The sequence below is a fragment of the Aquibium sp. ELW1220 genome (genome assembly GCF_030398385.1).
In the GTDB taxonomy this organism is placed as follows: domain Bacteria; phylum Pseudomonadota; class Alphaproteobacteria; order Rhizobiales; family Rhizobiaceae; genus Aquibium.
Genome location: NZ_JAOAOQ010000045.1, coordinates 1 through 15,747, shown reverse-complemented (window position 1 = coordinate 15,747; position 15,747 = coordinate 1). Strand labels below are relative to the sequence as shown.

13 protein-coding genes are annotated in these 15,747 nt (G+C 67.0%); 5 read left to right on the top strand and 8 right to left on the bottom strand.

All coding sequences use genetic code 11. The annotated features are described in order from the left end of the window. The 3 genes from N1F91_RS26230 to N1F91_RS26220 all read right to left on the bottom strand — a co-directional run bounded on the left by N1F91_RS26230 (position 1) and on the right by N1F91_RS26220 (position 2,412). Entirely contained in the window at positions 1 to 1,071 is a 1,071-nt protein-coding gene (locus N1F91_RS26230; RefSeq protein ID WP_289996542.1) for a glycosyltransferase, read from the bottom strand. Positions 1,072 to 1,215: 144 nt separating this feature from the next. After that, positions 1,216 to 1,953: a DUF6817 domain-containing protein gene (locus N1F91_RS26225; RefSeq protein ID WP_289996541.1), complete on the bottom strand. Its 738-nt coding sequence runs from the start codon at positions 1,951 to 1,953 to the stop codon at positions 1,216 to 1,218. Positions 1,954 to 2,010: 57 nt separating this feature from the next. Continuing rightward, the gene (locus tag N1F91_RS26220) at positions 2,011 to 2,412 is read right to left on the bottom strand and encodes a hypothetical protein (RefSeq protein WP_289996538.1); all 402 of its coding nucleotides are present in this window, start codon (positions 2,410 to 2,412) and stop codon (positions 2,011 to 2,013) included. Between the two features lie 143 nt (positions 2,413 to 2,555). On the opposite strand from N1F91_RS26220, the gene N1F91_RS26215 reads away from it, so the two are divergent. After that, the gene (locus N1F91_RS26215; protein ID WP_289996536.1) at positions 2,556 to 3,380 is read left to right on the top strand and encodes a helix-turn-helix transcriptional regulator; all 825 of its coding nucleotides are present in this window, start codon (positions 2,556 to 2,558) and stop codon (positions 3,378 to 3,380) included. On the opposite strand, the gene N1F91_RS26210 is transcribed toward N1F91_RS26215, so the two are convergent. Then, positions 3,361 to 4,308: a DMT family transporter gene (locus tag N1F91_RS26210; RefSeq protein WP_289996535.1), complete on the bottom strand. Its 948-nt coding sequence runs from the start codon at positions 4,306 to 4,308 to the stop codon at positions 3,361 to 3,363. The genes N1F91_RS26215 and N1F91_RS26210 overlap by 20 nt on opposite strands. Continuing rightward, positions 4,305 to 6,611 (bottom strand): xanthine dehydrogenase family protein molybdopterin-binding subunit, encoded by a 2,307-nt coding sequence (locus tag N1F91_RS26205; protein ID WP_289996531.1) that lies wholly within the window; start codon positions 6,609 to 6,611, stop codon positions 4,305 to 4,307. The genes N1F91_RS26210 and N1F91_RS26205 overlap by 4 nt, the downstream gene beginning before the upstream one ends. Positions 6,612 to 6,755: 144 nt before the next feature. Between N1F91_RS26205 and pepN the strand changes: the two genes are divergently transcribed. The 4 genes from pepN (at position 6,756) to N1F91_RS26185 (ending at position 12,534) form a co-directional block, all read left to right on the top strand. Further along, positions 6,756 to 9,401, top strand: coding sequence for an aminopeptidase N (gene pepN / locus N1F91_RS26200; protein WP_289996528.1), 2,646 nt, complete (start codon positions 6,756 to 6,758; stop codon positions 9,399 to 9,401). Between the two features lie 74 nt (positions 9,402 to 9,475). Next, positions 9,476 to 9,736 (top strand): ribbon-helix-helix protein, CopG family, encoded by a 261-nt coding sequence (locus N1F91_RS26195; protein ID WP_289996526.1) that lies wholly within the window; start codon positions 9,476 to 9,478, stop codon positions 9,734 to 9,736. Then, complete coding sequence (locus N1F91_RS26190; protein WP_289996525.1) at positions 9,736 to 10,059, top strand: type II toxin-antitoxin system RelE/ParE family toxin; 324 nt, start codon at positions 9,736 to 9,738, stop codon at positions 10,057 to 10,059. Before N1F91_RS26195 ends, N1F91_RS26190 begins: the two co-directional genes overlap by 1 nt. 156 nt (positions 10,060 to 10,215) lie before the next feature. Further along, a complete protein-coding gene (locus N1F91_RS26185; RefSeq protein WP_289996524.1) occupies positions 10,216 to 12,534 on the top strand; it encodes a PAS domain-containing sensor histidine kinase in 2,319 nt (772 codons plus the stop codon). A gap of 51 nt (positions 12,535 to 12,585) precedes the next feature. Here the strand turns inward: N1F91_RS26185 and N1F91_RS26180 are convergent, their stop codons facing one another. Genes N1F91_RS26180 through N1F91_RS26170 form a run of 3 tightly spaced genes read right to left on the bottom strand, consistent with a single transcriptional unit; the run spans position 12,586 to position 15,532 of the window. Beyond that, the gene (locus N1F91_RS26180; RefSeq protein WP_289996522.1) at positions 12,586 to 12,930 is read right to left on the bottom strand and encodes a TRAP transporter large permease subunit; all 345 of its coding nucleotides are present in this window, start codon (positions 12,928 to 12,930) and stop codon (positions 12,586 to 12,588) included. Beyond that, positions 12,930 to 14,228 carry a class I adenylate-forming enzyme family protein gene (locus N1F91_RS26175; RefSeq protein WP_289996521.1) on the bottom strand — a complete coding sequence of 433 codons (1,299 nt, stop codon included), beginning with the start codon at positions 14,226 to 14,228 and terminating at the stop codon, positions 12,930 to 12,932. The genes N1F91_RS26180 and N1F91_RS26175 overlap by 1 nt, the downstream gene beginning before the upstream one ends. Positions 14,229 to 14,260: 32 nt before the next feature. Next, positions 14,261 to 15,532 (bottom strand): thioesterase domain-containing protein, encoded by a 1,272-nt coding sequence (locus N1F91_RS26170; protein ID WP_289996519.1) that lies wholly within the window; start codon positions 15,530 to 15,532, stop codon positions 14,261 to 14,263. Between the last annotated feature and the right edge of the window lie 215 nt (positions 15,533 to 15,747).

Sequence of the window (15,747 nt, the reverse complement as noted above, 5' to 3'; positions counted from 1 at the left end):
TCAGCTTCTCTGGACGTGATCCGGAACGCGTTCGACCCGGTCCGGCACCAGCCCGGCGGCCATGGCCGCCTGGCAGACAAAGGCGAGCCCGTGGAAGGCGGACGCCACGAAGAAGGCCGGCGGACGCTCCCAGACCGGCATGCCGACATGACCGCCCTTGCCGAAGATGCGGCGCATCGAGCGCCACTCGGCCGTGCAGAGGCGGTTGATCGAATGGCGCAGCCGCCGCGCGCGGCGCGGCGACTTGAGGATCGCGTAGCGGCGATCATTGTCACGGCCCGTCACCATGGCGCGCCAGACGAGGAAGCGGAGCCCGCGCGGCGGCTTGTGCAGGGCAACCGCTTCCACGCGCCGCGCGACGATGCCCCCGCGCATGACCTCGTCCCACAGAATGCTGCAGGAGACCTTGAAGCCGTTGCTGTCCGGGAAGGGATGGGCGGCGATCCAGGCGCGGCGAAAGGCGCTGTTGTTGACGTTGAGCGACCGCTTGGCGGCGAAACGCTCGTCGCCGCGAGCCAGCGGAAAGATCCAGAACAGCGCATAGGCGCGCGACAGAAAATCATCGTGCTCCAGCGCGGTGAAGCCGCTGACGATGGTCACCGCCGGGTCGTCGAATGGCGCCAGCATCGTCGAAAGCCAGCCCGGCCGGGGCACGGAGTCGGCATCGAGGAACAGCACGATCTCGCCGCCTGCCCGCGGGATCGCCGCGTTCTTGAGTTCGTAGTAGCGGCCGCCGGGCACGGAAACGACGACGAGTTCGGCCAGCGCGGCGAGCCCGGGCGCCATGTCGCGCAGCATGCGGCGCAGCATCGCGGTCTCGTCGGGACCACCCTCCTGCACGAAGATCACCTGCGCCGTGCGCCATTCCGACCGGTCGCTTCGCCAGCCGGCAATTTCGCGCTGCAGTGTCGACAGCGTCTCGCCGAACTCCTCGCGGGTGATCAGGCGGGCGTTTTCCATCTCCATGACGATGGTGATTCCGGTCCGCACGCCGCCGATCGACGTGGTGCCCGCCGTCGGCACGGACGCAATCCCGCCGTCAAGCCCCGACCCAGGTTCCGGCTCGTTCATTCCAGACAGCCCCAATTCAACGCCAAGCTGTAGACCTCATCGCCCGATGCAGGACGATCCGCAATGACAAATCTCACTTTCGGCCGGATCAGGGTGCCAGGCGTCGCGGCGCCGATCGGAGGGATGGCACACGAACGCGCATCCTCAGAAAATCTCCACCGCACCGTCATCGCGTCGCGCCCGGCGCAGCCGGAGATAGGCGCCTGCATTGGGCGCAATTCGGAAGCCGCGGGTTCTCTCCGACTGCAGCGCTGCTACCCACGCCGTATCGGCATAGAGCGACGCCTGCGCCTCCAGCGCCCGGGCGAGCGGCTCTCGCCCGATCCGGCGGGCCAGAAGGGCGCAGGCTTCGATGCGGGCGGCGATCGAGGCGCCGTATTTCGGCGCGATCGCGAGGCCGAGATCGGCGAGATCGTCGATCTCGTGCGCCAGCGCCAGGAAGAGAACGTCCTCGATGCCGGCCGGGAGTTCGCCAGCAGCGAGGCGCTCGGGTGCGCCCGTGTCGAAATCGAGAAGCGGATGGCGGAAGATCAGGCTTTCCGCGCGTTCGCCCACGACCGAGCGGACCAGCGCCCGATGCGCAGCGCTGGCCTTGCCGAAACGGCCGTCCGGGAACTGGCCGCTGTCATAGGCCGCGTGCAGCATCGCGGCCAGGATGAAGTCGGGGACCCGCTCGAAATGGGCGACCGAGGACGCCGCCCCGACCGCATGGCACAGGAAGGCGCGTTCGGTCTTGCGGTAGCGACCATTGAAGAGCCGCGCGGCGAGCCGGTAAGCGGCCTGGACGCGCAACAGGTCACCGGTCGGATGGCCCGCCCGGTGCAGTTGCACGTACAGCGCCGTGTTGGTCTGCGCCGGCACGACCTGATGTGAAATCGCCACCTGTCCACCCATCCCGAATGCTGCGCAGCATGCGGTTCCGGAGGGATGCCGTCAACGTCAGGCGGGCGTCATTGCCGACTGGCCACGGATCGCCATGCCCTGGAGCAGCGCAAACAGCGCCACGGCGAGGGCCTGGGCGGAGACGAACAGGACGCCGAGCCCATTCGGCTGGACGATGCCGAGGAGCAGGATGCCGAAGCTGGCAGCGACATGAAGTGCATTCCCCCAGACGAAGACCCAGGCAAATGCGGCGGACAGGACGCGGCGCCTGGCGGCAACGATGAGCAGGGCCACCCAGCCGAAGATCAGGATGCCCACCACCAGAAGCAGCATCTGCGGCAGGGCGAAGAGATCGGCGAGCCGGGCGGGCGCAGCGACGAGCGCGATGCCGACGGCGGCGCTGCCGGCGGCGTCGAGCAGCAGCGCATTGCGCAGGAAGGGGGTGACGGTGACGGTCATGATCTGGTCTCCTCGTTCGGTTGGCGGGATCGGGGGGAAGCACTGCCTTCCCCGCACCGGAAGAACCTTGCCGGCCGAGCGGCCGCATTGCGATTACCCGCGGGGTAATGGGAACGCCGGCCGGCCTCGGCTATGGTCCGGTCATGGACACGACCGCCTCCCCCTCGCCATCCGCCGGGTCGCTGCTGCGCGAATGGCGCATGCGACGCCGCATGAGCCAGCTCGACCTCGCGCTGGAGGCCGACGTCTCGCAGCGCCATCTGAGCTTCCTCGAGAGCGGCCGGTCGCGACCCTCGCGCGAGATGGTGCTGCACCTGGCCGAACGGCTCGACGTGCCGCTGCGCGAGCGCAACCGGATGCTGCTCGCGGCCGGCTTCGCGCCGGGCTATGCGGAACGGCGGCTGGACGAGGTGTCGCTGGCGCCGGCCCTGAAGGCCGTCGAGATGGTGCTGAAGGGGCACGAGCCAAACCCGGCCATCGCCGTCGACCGGTCGTGGAACCTCGTCCTGGCCAATGCGGCGATGACGCCGTTCCTGGAGGTGGTCGCCGATCCGGCCCTGCTTGCGCCTCCGGTCAACGTGCTGCGGCTGTCGCTGCATCCCGGCGGCCTTGCCCCGCACATCCTCGATCTCGCCGATTGGCGCGACCACCTGGTGGAGCGGCTCCTCCGGATCACGCGCGATGTCTGCGAACCGGCCCTGACGGCGCTGGTCGACGAACTGAAGGCCTATCCGGCGCCGCCGCGCAAGCGCCCGGCGTCGGTGCCGGACCCGTCGGCCATCGCCATTCCGCTCCGGATCCGCCTCGGCGGCGAAATCCTGTCCTTCATCACCACGATCACCGTCTTCGGCACCCCGCTCGACGTGACGCTGTCGGAACTGGCGGTCGAGACCTTCTTTCCCGCGAACGAGGAGACCGCATCGTTCCTGCGCCGGCGGCGCGGATCGGTCAGCCCTGCGGCGGGCTGACCTTGCGGGCCGGGGCGCGCTGGAGGCCCAGCCGCTGCTCGCGCCAGATGATGAACAGCCCGGCGCAGACCACCACGGTTCCACCGACCAGCGTATAGGCCGTCGGCACCTCGGCGAAGACGATGTAGCCGATGACGATGGCGAGGATCATCGAGGTGTATTCGAACGGCGCGATGGTCGACATGTCCGCATGGCGGTAGCTCTCGGTCATCAGGATCTGTCCGACGCCGCCGCACAGGCCCGCCCCGATCAGGATCGCCGCCTGCGACAGGGAGAGCGGCGACCAGCCGAAGGGCAGCGTCGCCAGACCGGCCACCGTGCAGGTGGCCGAGAACCAGAAGACGATCGTCGCCGACTGTTCGGTGAGCACCAGCCGGCGCACCAGCAGCATGGCGACGGCGGAGATCGCAGCGCTCGCCAGCACCGCGGCGACGCCGATCGCCTCGCCCTGCCCCATCTCCGCGCCGGAGGTCAGAAGGGTCAGCTTCGGCCAGGACACGATGACGACGCCGACGAAGCCGACCGCGACGGCCGTCCAGCGATAGACCCGCACGGTCTCGCCCAGGAAGAGGGCGGAGAAGACCACCACGATCAGCGGCTGGGCGTAGTTGATCGCCACCCATTCCGGCAGCGGCAATCGCGTCAGCGCAAAGAAGCCCAGCCCCATCGACGAGACGCCGACGAGGCCGCGCAGGACGTGGCCGACCGGGCGGTGGGTGTAGAAGGCCGTCTTCAGTTCGCGGCGCCAGGCCATCACCATCACCACGGGGATGATGGCGAAGAGCGAGCGGAAGAACACGACCTGCCCGGTGAAGACCTCGCCCGCCGCCTTGATCAGCGACGACATCGCCACGAAGGCGACGACGGAAACGATCTTCAGAGCGATGCCGACGAGGGGCCGGCGCTCCGGCGAGACGCCACCCGTCACTGCGTGGCAGCGTCCCGGATCGCCTGCCAGATCCGCATCGGCGTGGCGGGCATCTCGATGTGGCGGATGCCGTGGGCGCGCCACAGCGCATCCGTCACCGCGTTGAGCGCGGCCGGCGTGCCGCCGATCGTCCCGGCCTCGCCCGCGCCCTTGATGCCGAGCGCGTTGGTGGTCGAAGGCACGTTGCGGGTCTCGAAGCGGAACGCCGGGAAATCCTCGGCGCGCGGCATGGCATAATCCATGAAGCTCGCCGAGATCAGCTGACCGTCGGCGCCGTAGACCGTGTTCTCGGTCAGCGCCTGGCCGATGCCCTGCGCGATGCCGCCATGCACCTGGCCGGCGAGCAGGATCGGATTCACGGTCGCGCCGAAATCGTCGACGATCGTGTAGTCGACCACCTCGGTCTGGCCGGTCTCCGGATCGATCTCGACCTCGCAGACATGGGTGCCGTTGGGATAGGTCGCCTCCGTCTGCACGAATTCGCCGAAGCCCTTGAGGTCCTCGGGGTCCTTCGCCGCCTTGGCGATCGACGCGAAGTCGAGCGCCCGGTCGGTGCCGACGATGCGCGCGGTACCGTCGATCAGTTCGATGTCGGCCGCGGACGCCTCCAGTTCGTCGGCGGCGAGCTTGCGGATCTTGGCGGCGAGGTCCTCGCCGGCGCGGGCGGCCGAGACGCCGCCGAGCGGGATCGAGCGGGAACCGCCCGTGCCGCCGCCCTTGGCCAGTTCGTCGGTGTCGCCCTGGCGGACGCGGATCCGGTCGATCGCCAGGTTGAGCTTCTCGGCCACGAACTGGGCATAGGCGGTGGCGTGGCCCTGACCGTTCGACTGGGTGCCGATGAACACCGTCACCGTACCGTCGCCCTCGAGCCGCACATGGGCCGGTTCCGACCCGGCGAAGGCGCAGGCCTCGATGTAGGTGGCAAGACCGATGCCGCGCAGCCTGCCGCGTGCCGCCGCCTCCGCGCGGCGCGCCTCGAAACCGGTCCAGCCGGCCCGCTCGAGCGCCAGGTCGAGGTGGCCTTCGAACTCGCCGACGTCGTACATGCGGCCGGTCTGGGTGGTGTAGGGGAACTGCTCGGGCCGGATGAAGTTGCGGCGGCGGATCTCGTCGGGACCGACGCCCGCAACGCGGGCGCATTCGTCGACCAGCTTTTCCAGCAGCAGCGCGGCCTCGGGGCGCCCGGCGCCGCGGTAGGCATCGACCGGGCAGGTGTTGGTGTAGACGCCGGTGATCGACACGTCGAGCGCCTGGATGTCATAGACGCCGGTCGACATCGTCGCGCCGACGAAGGGAATGAACGGGCCGTATTGCGAGATGTAGGCGCCGAGATTGGCGACCAGCCGGACGCGCAGCGCGAGGAAGCGGCCGTCTCCGTCCATGGCCATCTCGGCCTCGACGGCGTTGTCGCGGCCCTGCGCGTCGGTCAGGAAGTGCTCGGTGCGGTCGCCGGTCCACTTCACCGGCCGGCCGAGACGCTTGGCGGCCTCCAGCACAAGCGGATACTCGCGGTAGACGAAGGTCTTCGGGCCGAAGCCGCCGCCGACGTCGGGCGTCACCACGTGCAGCTTGCCCGGCTCCACGCCCATCACGCCGGCGACGATGCGCTGCATGGAATGCACGCCCTGCGAGCCGGTGGTCAGCTGGAAGCGGTCCTCGGCGGCGCGCCACTCGCCGATCGCGGCGCGCGGCTCCATGTAGTTGCAGACGAGGCGGTTGTTGTGGAAGGCGACCGAGGCGACCGTCGTCGCTTTCGCGAAGGCGGCATCCGACTTGGCCCTTTCGCCCAGTTCGTAGACGAAGGCCTTGTTGGAACCGGCGTCCGGCCAGACCAGCCGCGCGGCGGGGTCGAGCGCGCGCGCGGTCTCGGCGATCGCCTCCTCGTCCTGATAGTCGATCTCGATCATCTCGGCGGCGTCCTGCGCCTGAGCGCGGGTGTCGGCCACCACGAAGGCCACGGCGTCGCCGACGTAGTGGACCCGGTGGCGGCAAAGGATCGGGATGTCCCTGGTCGGCGCGCGGCTGCCGTCCGGCTGCTTCTGCATGGCACCGGACTTCAGATCGGCCAGATGGGCGACGTCTTCGCCGGTCAGCACGAGGTGGACGCCGGGTGCAGCCTTCGCCGCCTCGACGGAAGCGATGGTGAAGGACGCGTTCGCCGCCGGCGAACGCAGAACATAGCCATGCAGCACGGATTCAGGAGCGATATCGTCGGTGTAGCGGCCCCTTCCGGTGATGAAGGCGGCGTCTTCGACCCGCAGGACCGAAGCGCCCATTCCGAATTTCGGCGTCAATACCGTCATGTTACCGTCCGATCGGTGCTAGCTGGAAACGAATTGGGGAGATAAGGGTCTCCTTAGTTTTGTCGAGTGTCGGAATTGTGTAAAGGGCAACTCCGGCGAATTGTTGTGCCAGTGCGCCCGACGGCGCACGCGGAAAGGACGCCCATGCGCACGGATACGGGCCAAGTCTTCAAGCTGGAGGACTATCGCAGCCCGAACTATCGGATCCCCGAGACGCGGCTGGCTTTCGACCTCCAACCGGAGCAGACCACGGTCGTCTCCGAACTCGTCATCGAGCGCGCCGACGATGCGCCGGCGGGTGCGCCGCTGGTGCTCGACGGCGACGGGCTCGATCTCGTCGCGCTGGAGATCAACGGCGAGCCGCTCGGCGCCAATGCCTACGAGGCGACGCCGGACCGTCTGGAGATCCACGCCCTTCCGAAGGAAAGGTCCTTCCGGCTGAAGGTGACCACCCGCATCGACCCCTCCGCCAACCAGGCGTTGATGGGTCTCTACCGGTCGAGCGGCGTCTACACGACGCAGTGCGAGGCGGAAGGCTTCCGCCGCATCACCTACTATCTCGACCGGCCCGACATCCTGTCGGTCTACCGCGTCAGGCTCGAAGCCGACAAGGCGACCGCGCCGCTGCTGCTGTCGAACGGCAATCCGATCGAAGCCGGCGACCTGCCCAGCGGGCGGCACTTCGCGGTCTGGGACGATCCGCACCCCAAGCCGTCCTATCTCTTCGCGCTGGTGGCCGGCGATCTCGGCGTGGTCACGGACGAATTCGTCACGATGTCTGGCCGCAAGGTCGCGCTCGGCATCCATGTCGAGAAGGGCAAGGAGCCGCGCGCGGCCTATGCGATGGATGCGCTCAAGCGGTCGATGAAATGGGACGAGGAGGTGTTCGGGCGCGAATACGACCTCGACGTGTTCAACATCGTCGCCGTGTCCGACTTCAACATGGGCGCGATGGAGAACAAGGGCCTCAACATCTTCAACGACAAATACGTTCTGGCCGACGAGGAGACCGCCACCGACGCCGACTTCGCCAACATCGAGGCGATCATCGCGCATGAGTACTTCCACAACTGGACCGGCAACCGCATCACCTGCCGCGACTGGTTCCAGCTCTGCCTGAAGGAAGGCCTGACCGTCTACCGCGACCACGAGTTCTCGGCCGACCAGCGGTCGCGCGCCGTCAAGCGCATCGCCGAGGTGCGAACCCTGAAGGCGCACCAGTTCCCCGAGGACCAGGGGCCGCTCGCCCATCCGGTGCGGCCGCGGCGCTATCGCGAGATCAACAACTTCTACACCGCCACGGTCTACGAGAAGGGCTCGGAGGTGGTGCGCATGATCCGCACCATCCTCGGCGCCGACGCCTTCCGCGCCGGCATGGACCTCTATTTCGACCGTCATGACGGCGACGCGGCCACCATCGAGGATTTCCTGGCCGTCTTCGAGGAGGTCTCGGGACGCGACCTGTCGCAGTTCGCGCTCTGGTACCACCAGGCCGGCACGCCGAACGTCTCGGTCAAGGCGAGCCACAACGCGGCGACCGGCGAACTCGTGCTCGACATCGAGCAGTCGTCGCCGCCCACGCCCGGCGAAAGTCGCAAGCGGCTGATGCACATCCCGCTCGCCTTCGGGCTGGTCGGCCCCGACGGGCGCGACATGGTGTGGGAAACGGTCGAGGGCGCCGCGGTCGAGCACGGCGTGCTCCACATTCGCAAGCGCAGGCACCACGTCCGCTTCACCGGCATCGCCGAGCGGCCGCGCCTGTCGCTCAACCGCGGTTTCTCCGCACCGGTCACGTTGTCGGTCGAGGAGAAGCCCGAGGATCGCGCCTTCCTCGCGCGGCACGACGGCGACCTCTATTCGCGCTGGCAGGCGCTGAACGGGCTGATGACGGACGCCGTCATCGAGGCGTCGAAGCAATTGCGGGATGGGCGGACGGCATCGTTTGCCGCAGAAATCCCCGACCTCTGCGGCGCGATCGCCACCGACGACCGGTTCGAGGAGGCCTACCGGGCGCTGGCGCTGGCGCTGCCGTCGGAGGCCGACGTCGCCCGCGAGATCGGCTCCAACATCGATCCCGACGCCATCCTTGCGGCCCGCAACGGCCTGATCGAGACGATCGCCACCGCGAATGCCGCGGCCTTCGCCGCGCTCTACGACCGGCTCGCCGACCACGAGCGTTTCAGCCCCGATGCAGCCAGCGCCGGCCGCCGGTCCTTGCGTAACGTGCTTCTCGACTATCTCGCGGCCGGCTCCGGCTCGCCTGGGCGCGCGGCAGCGCAATATCGCGACGCCGGCAACATGACCGACCGATCGGCCGCCCTCGCCGTGCTCGTCATGCGCCACGCCGACTCGTCCGAGACGAAGGCGGCACTGGCTGATTTCGAGACCCGCTTCGGCTCGGATCCGCTGGTCATGGACAAGTGGTTCCAGATCCAGGCCGCCGCCCCCGGCGCCGGCGCGCTGGCGACCGTCAAGGCGCTGACGGAGCATCCCGGCTTCTCGATCGCCAACCCGAACCGCGTACGCTCGCTGATCGGCACCTTCTCCAGCGCCAACCAGACCGGCTTCCACCGCGCCGACGGCGAAGGCTACCGCTTCTTCGCCGGGATCGTGCTGGCGGTCGAGCAGCGCAACCCGCAGGTGGCCGCCCGCCTCGCCACCGGCCTGCGCTCCTGGCGCTCGCTGGAGCCGAGGCGCAAGGCCAGTGCGCGCGAGGCGCTGCTGCGGATCGCGGGGACGGAAAACCTCTCGCCCGACCTGCGCGACATCGTCGAGCGCACGCTGGCGTGACGGGCGTCCAAGAGTACGCCGGTTGATGCCGGGCCAGTCTTGTAATACACTGTATTACAGATATGGAGATCGTCATGTCCCGAACCCCCTTGTCGGATCCGCTGACGTTGCGGCTGCCCATTGATCTGCTGGCGGATGTCGAACGGATAGCTGAAACCTGCGACCGCCCGCGAAGCTGGGTCATCGTCAGGGCGTTGCGCCACTACATCGCGCGCGAAGGGGCTGACGTCCTTGCAATCAGGAAAGGGCGAGATCAGGTCGAAGGAGGCGACGTGCACGATCTGGATGACGTCCTCGCCGAAATCGATGCCATGATCGCCGCCAAGGTGGCCTGATGAAGGTCGTGCTCTCCGGTCAAGCGAGAGCATACATCCGCGACGAAACGGCTTATCTTCGAAGGCACAGCCGACAGGCTGCACGGTTTTTCCGTTCGCGTCTGGCTGACGCATTCGAGAACTTGGTGGCCTTTCCCGACATCGGACGCGACATTGCACGCCTGCCCGTTCCAGGAGCCCGCCGCCTCGTCGCTGGCGACTATATCATCGACTACGACACGTCCCATGACACGGTCTACGTCCTGGCGATCCGGCATGGGCGCCAGATCGGCGAGGAGCGGGATACGGACGACGACATCGACTTCGAAGAGCTGGGCCGCTGATCGCCCGCCCCGGTCACACCCTCCGCAGACGATCTTTTTTCTCCTCCCGACTCATCGCCACTGGACAAGGCGAATCGGCTTTGATTCTTTAGCAACGATTCGGATGTGTGGCGTTTCGAATCGCACGGGAACACCAGACAGGATCGGAGCCACCAGATGGCTGAGGCGGACGCGCGGCGCGCGCCCGAGACGGGGAGTTTTGCGCGGCCGAACGGCCGGCGCATGCCCCCCGGGCTGTCGGGCAACGCGCGCATCCTCGCCGCCCCGGCGTATCATCGGCTGATTGCGGCCGAGCCCTTCCTGCGCCGCTCGATTCCGACGCTGATCATCGTCTTCCTCATCGTCATCGCTGCCGCGCGGACGGTCTCGATGATCGCCTGGCGCGACGATATCGACCGCACCGCCCAGACCATTCTGGCGCTCAATGCGGCGCAGCTCGCCGCATCGCTGCATTCGCCCACGGTCGAGGGCGACCCGGCGCAGCTGCAGCGTCACGTCGACCATGCCGCCTCGATCGGGCCGCTCGGTCCGCGCCACGTGCTGGCGGTCACCGACGCCGAGATGAAGATCCTTGCGGTGTCGTCCTCTGCCGCCGGCTGGAGCGGCCTCGAACTCGACCATCTCATCGTCGGCGGGCAACCGCTGTTCCTGTTCGGCTCGCGCGCAGGCGTCCTGAGCGTCTCCATCGACGGGACGGACTGGTATGCGGCCACGAGCGGGCTGCCGTCGGGAGCCGGAACGGCCGCCGCACTGGTGTCGAAGGACGCGGTCTTCGCCGAATGGCGGCGCATGGTCTCGCTCAACGTGACGCTGTTCGTCATCACGTCGGGGGTGCTGATCATCATCCTCTATGCCTATTTCAGCCAGGCTTCCCGTGCCCAGACCGCCGACCGCATCTACGAGCAGGCGCACCAGCGGGTCGATCTCGCCCTCGTGCGCGGGCGTTGCGGGTTGTGGGACTGGGACATGGGCCGGGGCAAGATGTACTGGTCGCGCTCCATGTACGATCTTCTGGGCTACGAGACGGTGGACGACATGCTGTCCTTCGGCGACGTCGCCGCGATCATCCACCCCGAAGACGACGATCTCTTCGCGCTGGCCAACCAGATCGTCGCGCGCAAGATCGACCACATCGACCAGGTGTTCCGCATGCGCCATGCCCAGGGCCATTGGGTGTGGATGCGCGCCCGCGCCCAGGTGATCGATCCCGAAGCCGCCGAGATCCACCTGATCGGCATCGCGGTCGACATCACCGAGCAGCGCAAGCTGGCGCGCGAATCCGAGATGGCCGACATGCGGCTGCGCACCGCCATCGAGAACATTTCGGAGTCCTTCGTGCTGTGGGACGCCGAGGATCGGCTGGTGATGTGCAACACCAAGTTCCAGGAGCAGATGGGCCTCGCCGAGGGCGACGTGGCGCCCGGCCTGCAGCGCGACGACCTGCAGCGGCGCATGAAACCCTTCGCGCTGGAGCGCAAGCTCGCCAACCCTAACGGCCGCGACGGCGGCGCGACCTTCGAGCGGCAGCTGGCCGACGGCCGCTGGCTGCAGGTCAACCAGTCGAAGACCCGCGACGGCGGCACCGTCTCGGTCGGCGCCGACATCACGCTGCTCAAGCAGAACCAGGAGAAGCTGGTCGACAGCGAGCGCCGCCTGATGGCGACGATCCACGACCTCAGCCTGGCGCGCCGCGCCGAGGAAGAGCGTGCGCTGGAAATGTCGGAGCTGAACCGCAAATACATGCGCGAGACCGAGCGCGCCGAGGCCGCCAGCCGCGCCAAGTCCGAATTCCTCGCCAACATGTCGCACGAGCTGCGCACGCCGCTCAATGCGATCATCGGTTTCTCGGAGCTTATGCAGTCGGGGCTGTTCGGAAAGCTCGGCTCCGACCGCTACGAGGAATATGCCCGCGACATCCACTCGGCCGGCACCTATCTGCTCGGGGTCATCAACGACATCCTCGACATGTCGAAGATCGAGGCGGGACAGTTCGCGCTGCAGCGCGAGGCGATCGACCTCGACGTGCTGATGGCCGAGGCGATCCGCGTCGTCACCGTGCAGGCCGACGCCAAGGCGATCTCCGTGGAGACCCGCATCGCGGCCAGCACCGTGCTCCATGCCGACCGACGCGCCATCAAGCAGATCGTCATCAACCTGCTCTCCAACGCGGTGAAGTTCACCGGCCAGAACGGCCACATCGTCGTCCATGCCCGCAAGGTCGCGGGCGCGCTGGTGCTGTCGATCGAGGACAATGGCTGCGGCATCCCGAAGGATGCGCTGAAGAAGCTCGGCCGGCCCTTCGAGCAGGTGCAGAACCAGTTCTCCAAGAACCACACCGGTTCCGGCCTCGGCCTCGCCATCTCGCGCTCGCTGACCGAGATGCATGGCGGGGTGCTGAAGATCAAGTCGGAGGAAGGCAAGGGCACCATCGTCTCGGTGCGCATCCCGGTCAGCCAGATGAAGGCGGCGGCCTGAGGGGGTTGGCCGGCCGGTCGCCGTGATCGCCGGAGCGAGGCACCCTGCCGCTCACTGATAGAGAAGCCTCGGCAGCCACAACGCGATCCCGGGAAAGGCGACCAGCAGCGCCAGCAGAAAGACATGGGCACCGAGGAACGGAACGATCCCGGCGAAGATCTTCGAGATGGGAATGTCGGGCAACTGGCCCTTGATGACGAAGACGTTCAGTCCGACCGGCGGTGTTATCAGACCCATCTCGACGACGATCACCATCATGATCCCGTACCAGATCGGATCATATCCGAGCGCCACCACGAGCGGAAGGAACACGGGCGTCGTGACCAGGATGATCGTCACCGAGTCCAGCAGGCAGCCGAGCGCGATGTAGAAGGCCAGGATGCAGATCATCACCATCAGCGGTGACAGGCCGTAGCCGTTGACGACTCCGACGAGCGACAGCGGGATGCGGGTCTGCCCGGATGGCGTTCCAGTATCCCTTCGATCTCGCGTGGAAACACATTCACGCCGTTGCGAATGATCATGTCGGATGCCCTCCCCGTCAGGGTCAGGAACCCGTCTTCGTCGATGAATCCCAGGTCGCCCGGGATGGCCCAGCCGTCGACGAGCCGATCGGAATCGGCGCGCGCCTCGCCAAGAATGTCATCGGCGATCAGAGGGCTCCTGATCTTGATCAGACCGACCTCGCCGACCCCCGCCGCGCGCCCGTCGGGAGCTTCGATGCGCAAATGATTGAACGACATGGGTCGACCGACCGTCCCCGCCTTGGAACGGATCGCATCTCCGACGAGCAGCGAGATCGAGCCCCCGACCGTGGACCCGTAGGTCACCGCAAAACCGCTGCACAACTCGCGGACCGCGCGCATGCTGGCTTCGCCGTCGACCCTAGATCCCGTGGCGATCAGATTCCGCATCCGCGGGAACATCGGCGTCGACCGGCCTTCCGACAGGCGCAGCAGCGCATGAAGCTGCGGCGGAACCACGCTGCCGATCTGCGCGGCGCTGGACAGGAATTTCTCCGCAAGTTCCTCCGCCGAGGCCATCAGCGGGAGCACATGTGTCGTGCCGCCGTCGAGGATCTGCGACAGGGTTCGGATGAGCGGCGACGCATAGAAGAGCGGCAAGGCATGAACGAGAGGGCCGCGATCGAACCCCGTCAGGGCGATCCCCATCGCCCAGTGGATGTTCAACAGGGTATTGTGGCTGTAGACGATCCCTTGCGGCGTGCCGGTGGTTCCGGACGTCCGGACGATCAGCGCGGGGTGCATGCCCGGCGAAGGAAGGGGGAACTCCTTCCGCTCCCTGGCCATTTCCTCCAGGAAGCCGTCGTTGACGGAGATCGAGCGATAGTTCGCTTCGGCCGAGGTCACCGCCTCGATCACGCCCGCTAGATTGAAGTGGGCGGCCAGACTGGTCTTCTCGCTCCGCTTGGCACGGAAATCGATCACCATTGGCGTTGCACCGAGCATCCACAAGGCGAGTACGACCATGACGACCTGTTCGGGCCTGGCCAGGGCGATCGCGAAACGGTCGCCTGCTTCGACACCCTGTCGCGAGAAATAGCGCGCGCACTGAGACGTGCGATCGAGTAGATCGGCATAGCTCAGAGACAACTGGGATGTGCCGATGACCTCGCGGGCGAGGTTTCGCGTCGCCGCGGCAATGAACATGTCCGATAGGTTGAAAGCGGCCATCTGGTCCTTGTTCGCGGTCGGTCAGGTTCGCGTCATCCGGCGGGATCGCCGCCAGTCACCCAAGCGGGCTTCCGTACCGGTTCATCCTCCGAAATCGCTTTGCCATCGACCAGACGCTGGACGAGTTGCGCGGTTTCGGGTGACGAGACGGCATCGCCGTGGGTATCGCCGGATACCACCACCCGCCTGTTCGGCAGCAGCCGGTTGATCGGGAATTCCGGATCGTCGAACGGCGCCGAGCGCTTGACGCTGACGATGAACGAGAACGGAAAATCGCAGGGGCTTGGTCTGTACGCGCGATAGGCGCGCCTCAACATGGCGGAGGTGACCGCCGCAGCCTCGCTGGAATAGATGCTGGCGAGTTCGCTGGCCTGCTGTGCTCTTGCACCATCCCGGTCCGACGCCGCGAAGGCCGCGGACAACGCGGCGGCCCGCCGCTTGTTGCGCCGCCATGTGCTGGAGACGAGATGACGCCGTATCGCTTGATCCTCATTGGCCCGGGAATCGTGGAAGTCCTTGAACCGGCCGGTCTTGAGGAAGAATTTCATCCGCCGCGTCATGGCGAGCGATCCCTTCATCCATGCGACGAGGAAATCGGGGACATCCGGGAGGTGGACGTTCCCGAGACGGATGCGCTTCAAGCTGTAGTCCTTGCGAATCCCCGACGGAAGGTTGGTGTCGACGAGAACGACAGTCGCCGGTTGGCGGCCCTGCCGCTGCATCTGCTGGACGATCTCGACCGCGATCCATCCGCCCGCGCAGAACGCCACCATATGCCACGGAGGCTCCGGCTGGACCTGGAGAATGGAACGGAGATAGCTGGAAGCGATCTCCTCGACGCTTGCGAGCGGCGGCGCCGCGCCGTCATAGCCCTGGGCCTGGAAGATGTAGACCGGCTGCTCGGGATCGAGGGCGTCGCGAAATCGCGGCTTGAGGAACACGATGCCCGCCGCGCCGTGGACAAGGAAGATCGGCGCGCGCCCCCCATCCGGGTTGATCGCGATGACATTGCTCGGCAGAACCGTCCGGTCGGGTCCACTCGATTTGTCGACAGCCGAAAGGAGCTTGCGCGGCGTATTGAGGTCGGCGAGCTGGCTTTCCTTCAGATCCGACTGGAACTCGGCCTTGATCGCACCGACGAGCGACGCCGCCAGCAACGAGTCGCCGCCAAGTTCGAAGAAGTCGTCTTCGAGGCCGACCGTCTCCAGTTCGAAGACTCCCGCCCAGATGGCTGCCATCTTCTTCTCGGATGCCGAGGACGGGGCGACATAACGCGCCGAGAGTTCCAGGGAATCCCTGTCCATGTTCGTTCCCAAAGTGCGCCAGGCAAGAGCCGGTTCGACACGTCTCGTACAGAAACCTCCTCGTCCGAATCTTGTGTCTCCTGCACGCGCAGGAATGGTAACCGGGGCAGATTTCCGGGCGATCAGGCTTGAGCGGCTTGCCTGACGAGATCGGGGAGTCGCGGTATCGGCTGGTGGGCGGGTATGCCGAGGCGATCGCCGAGATATCGGAAGAA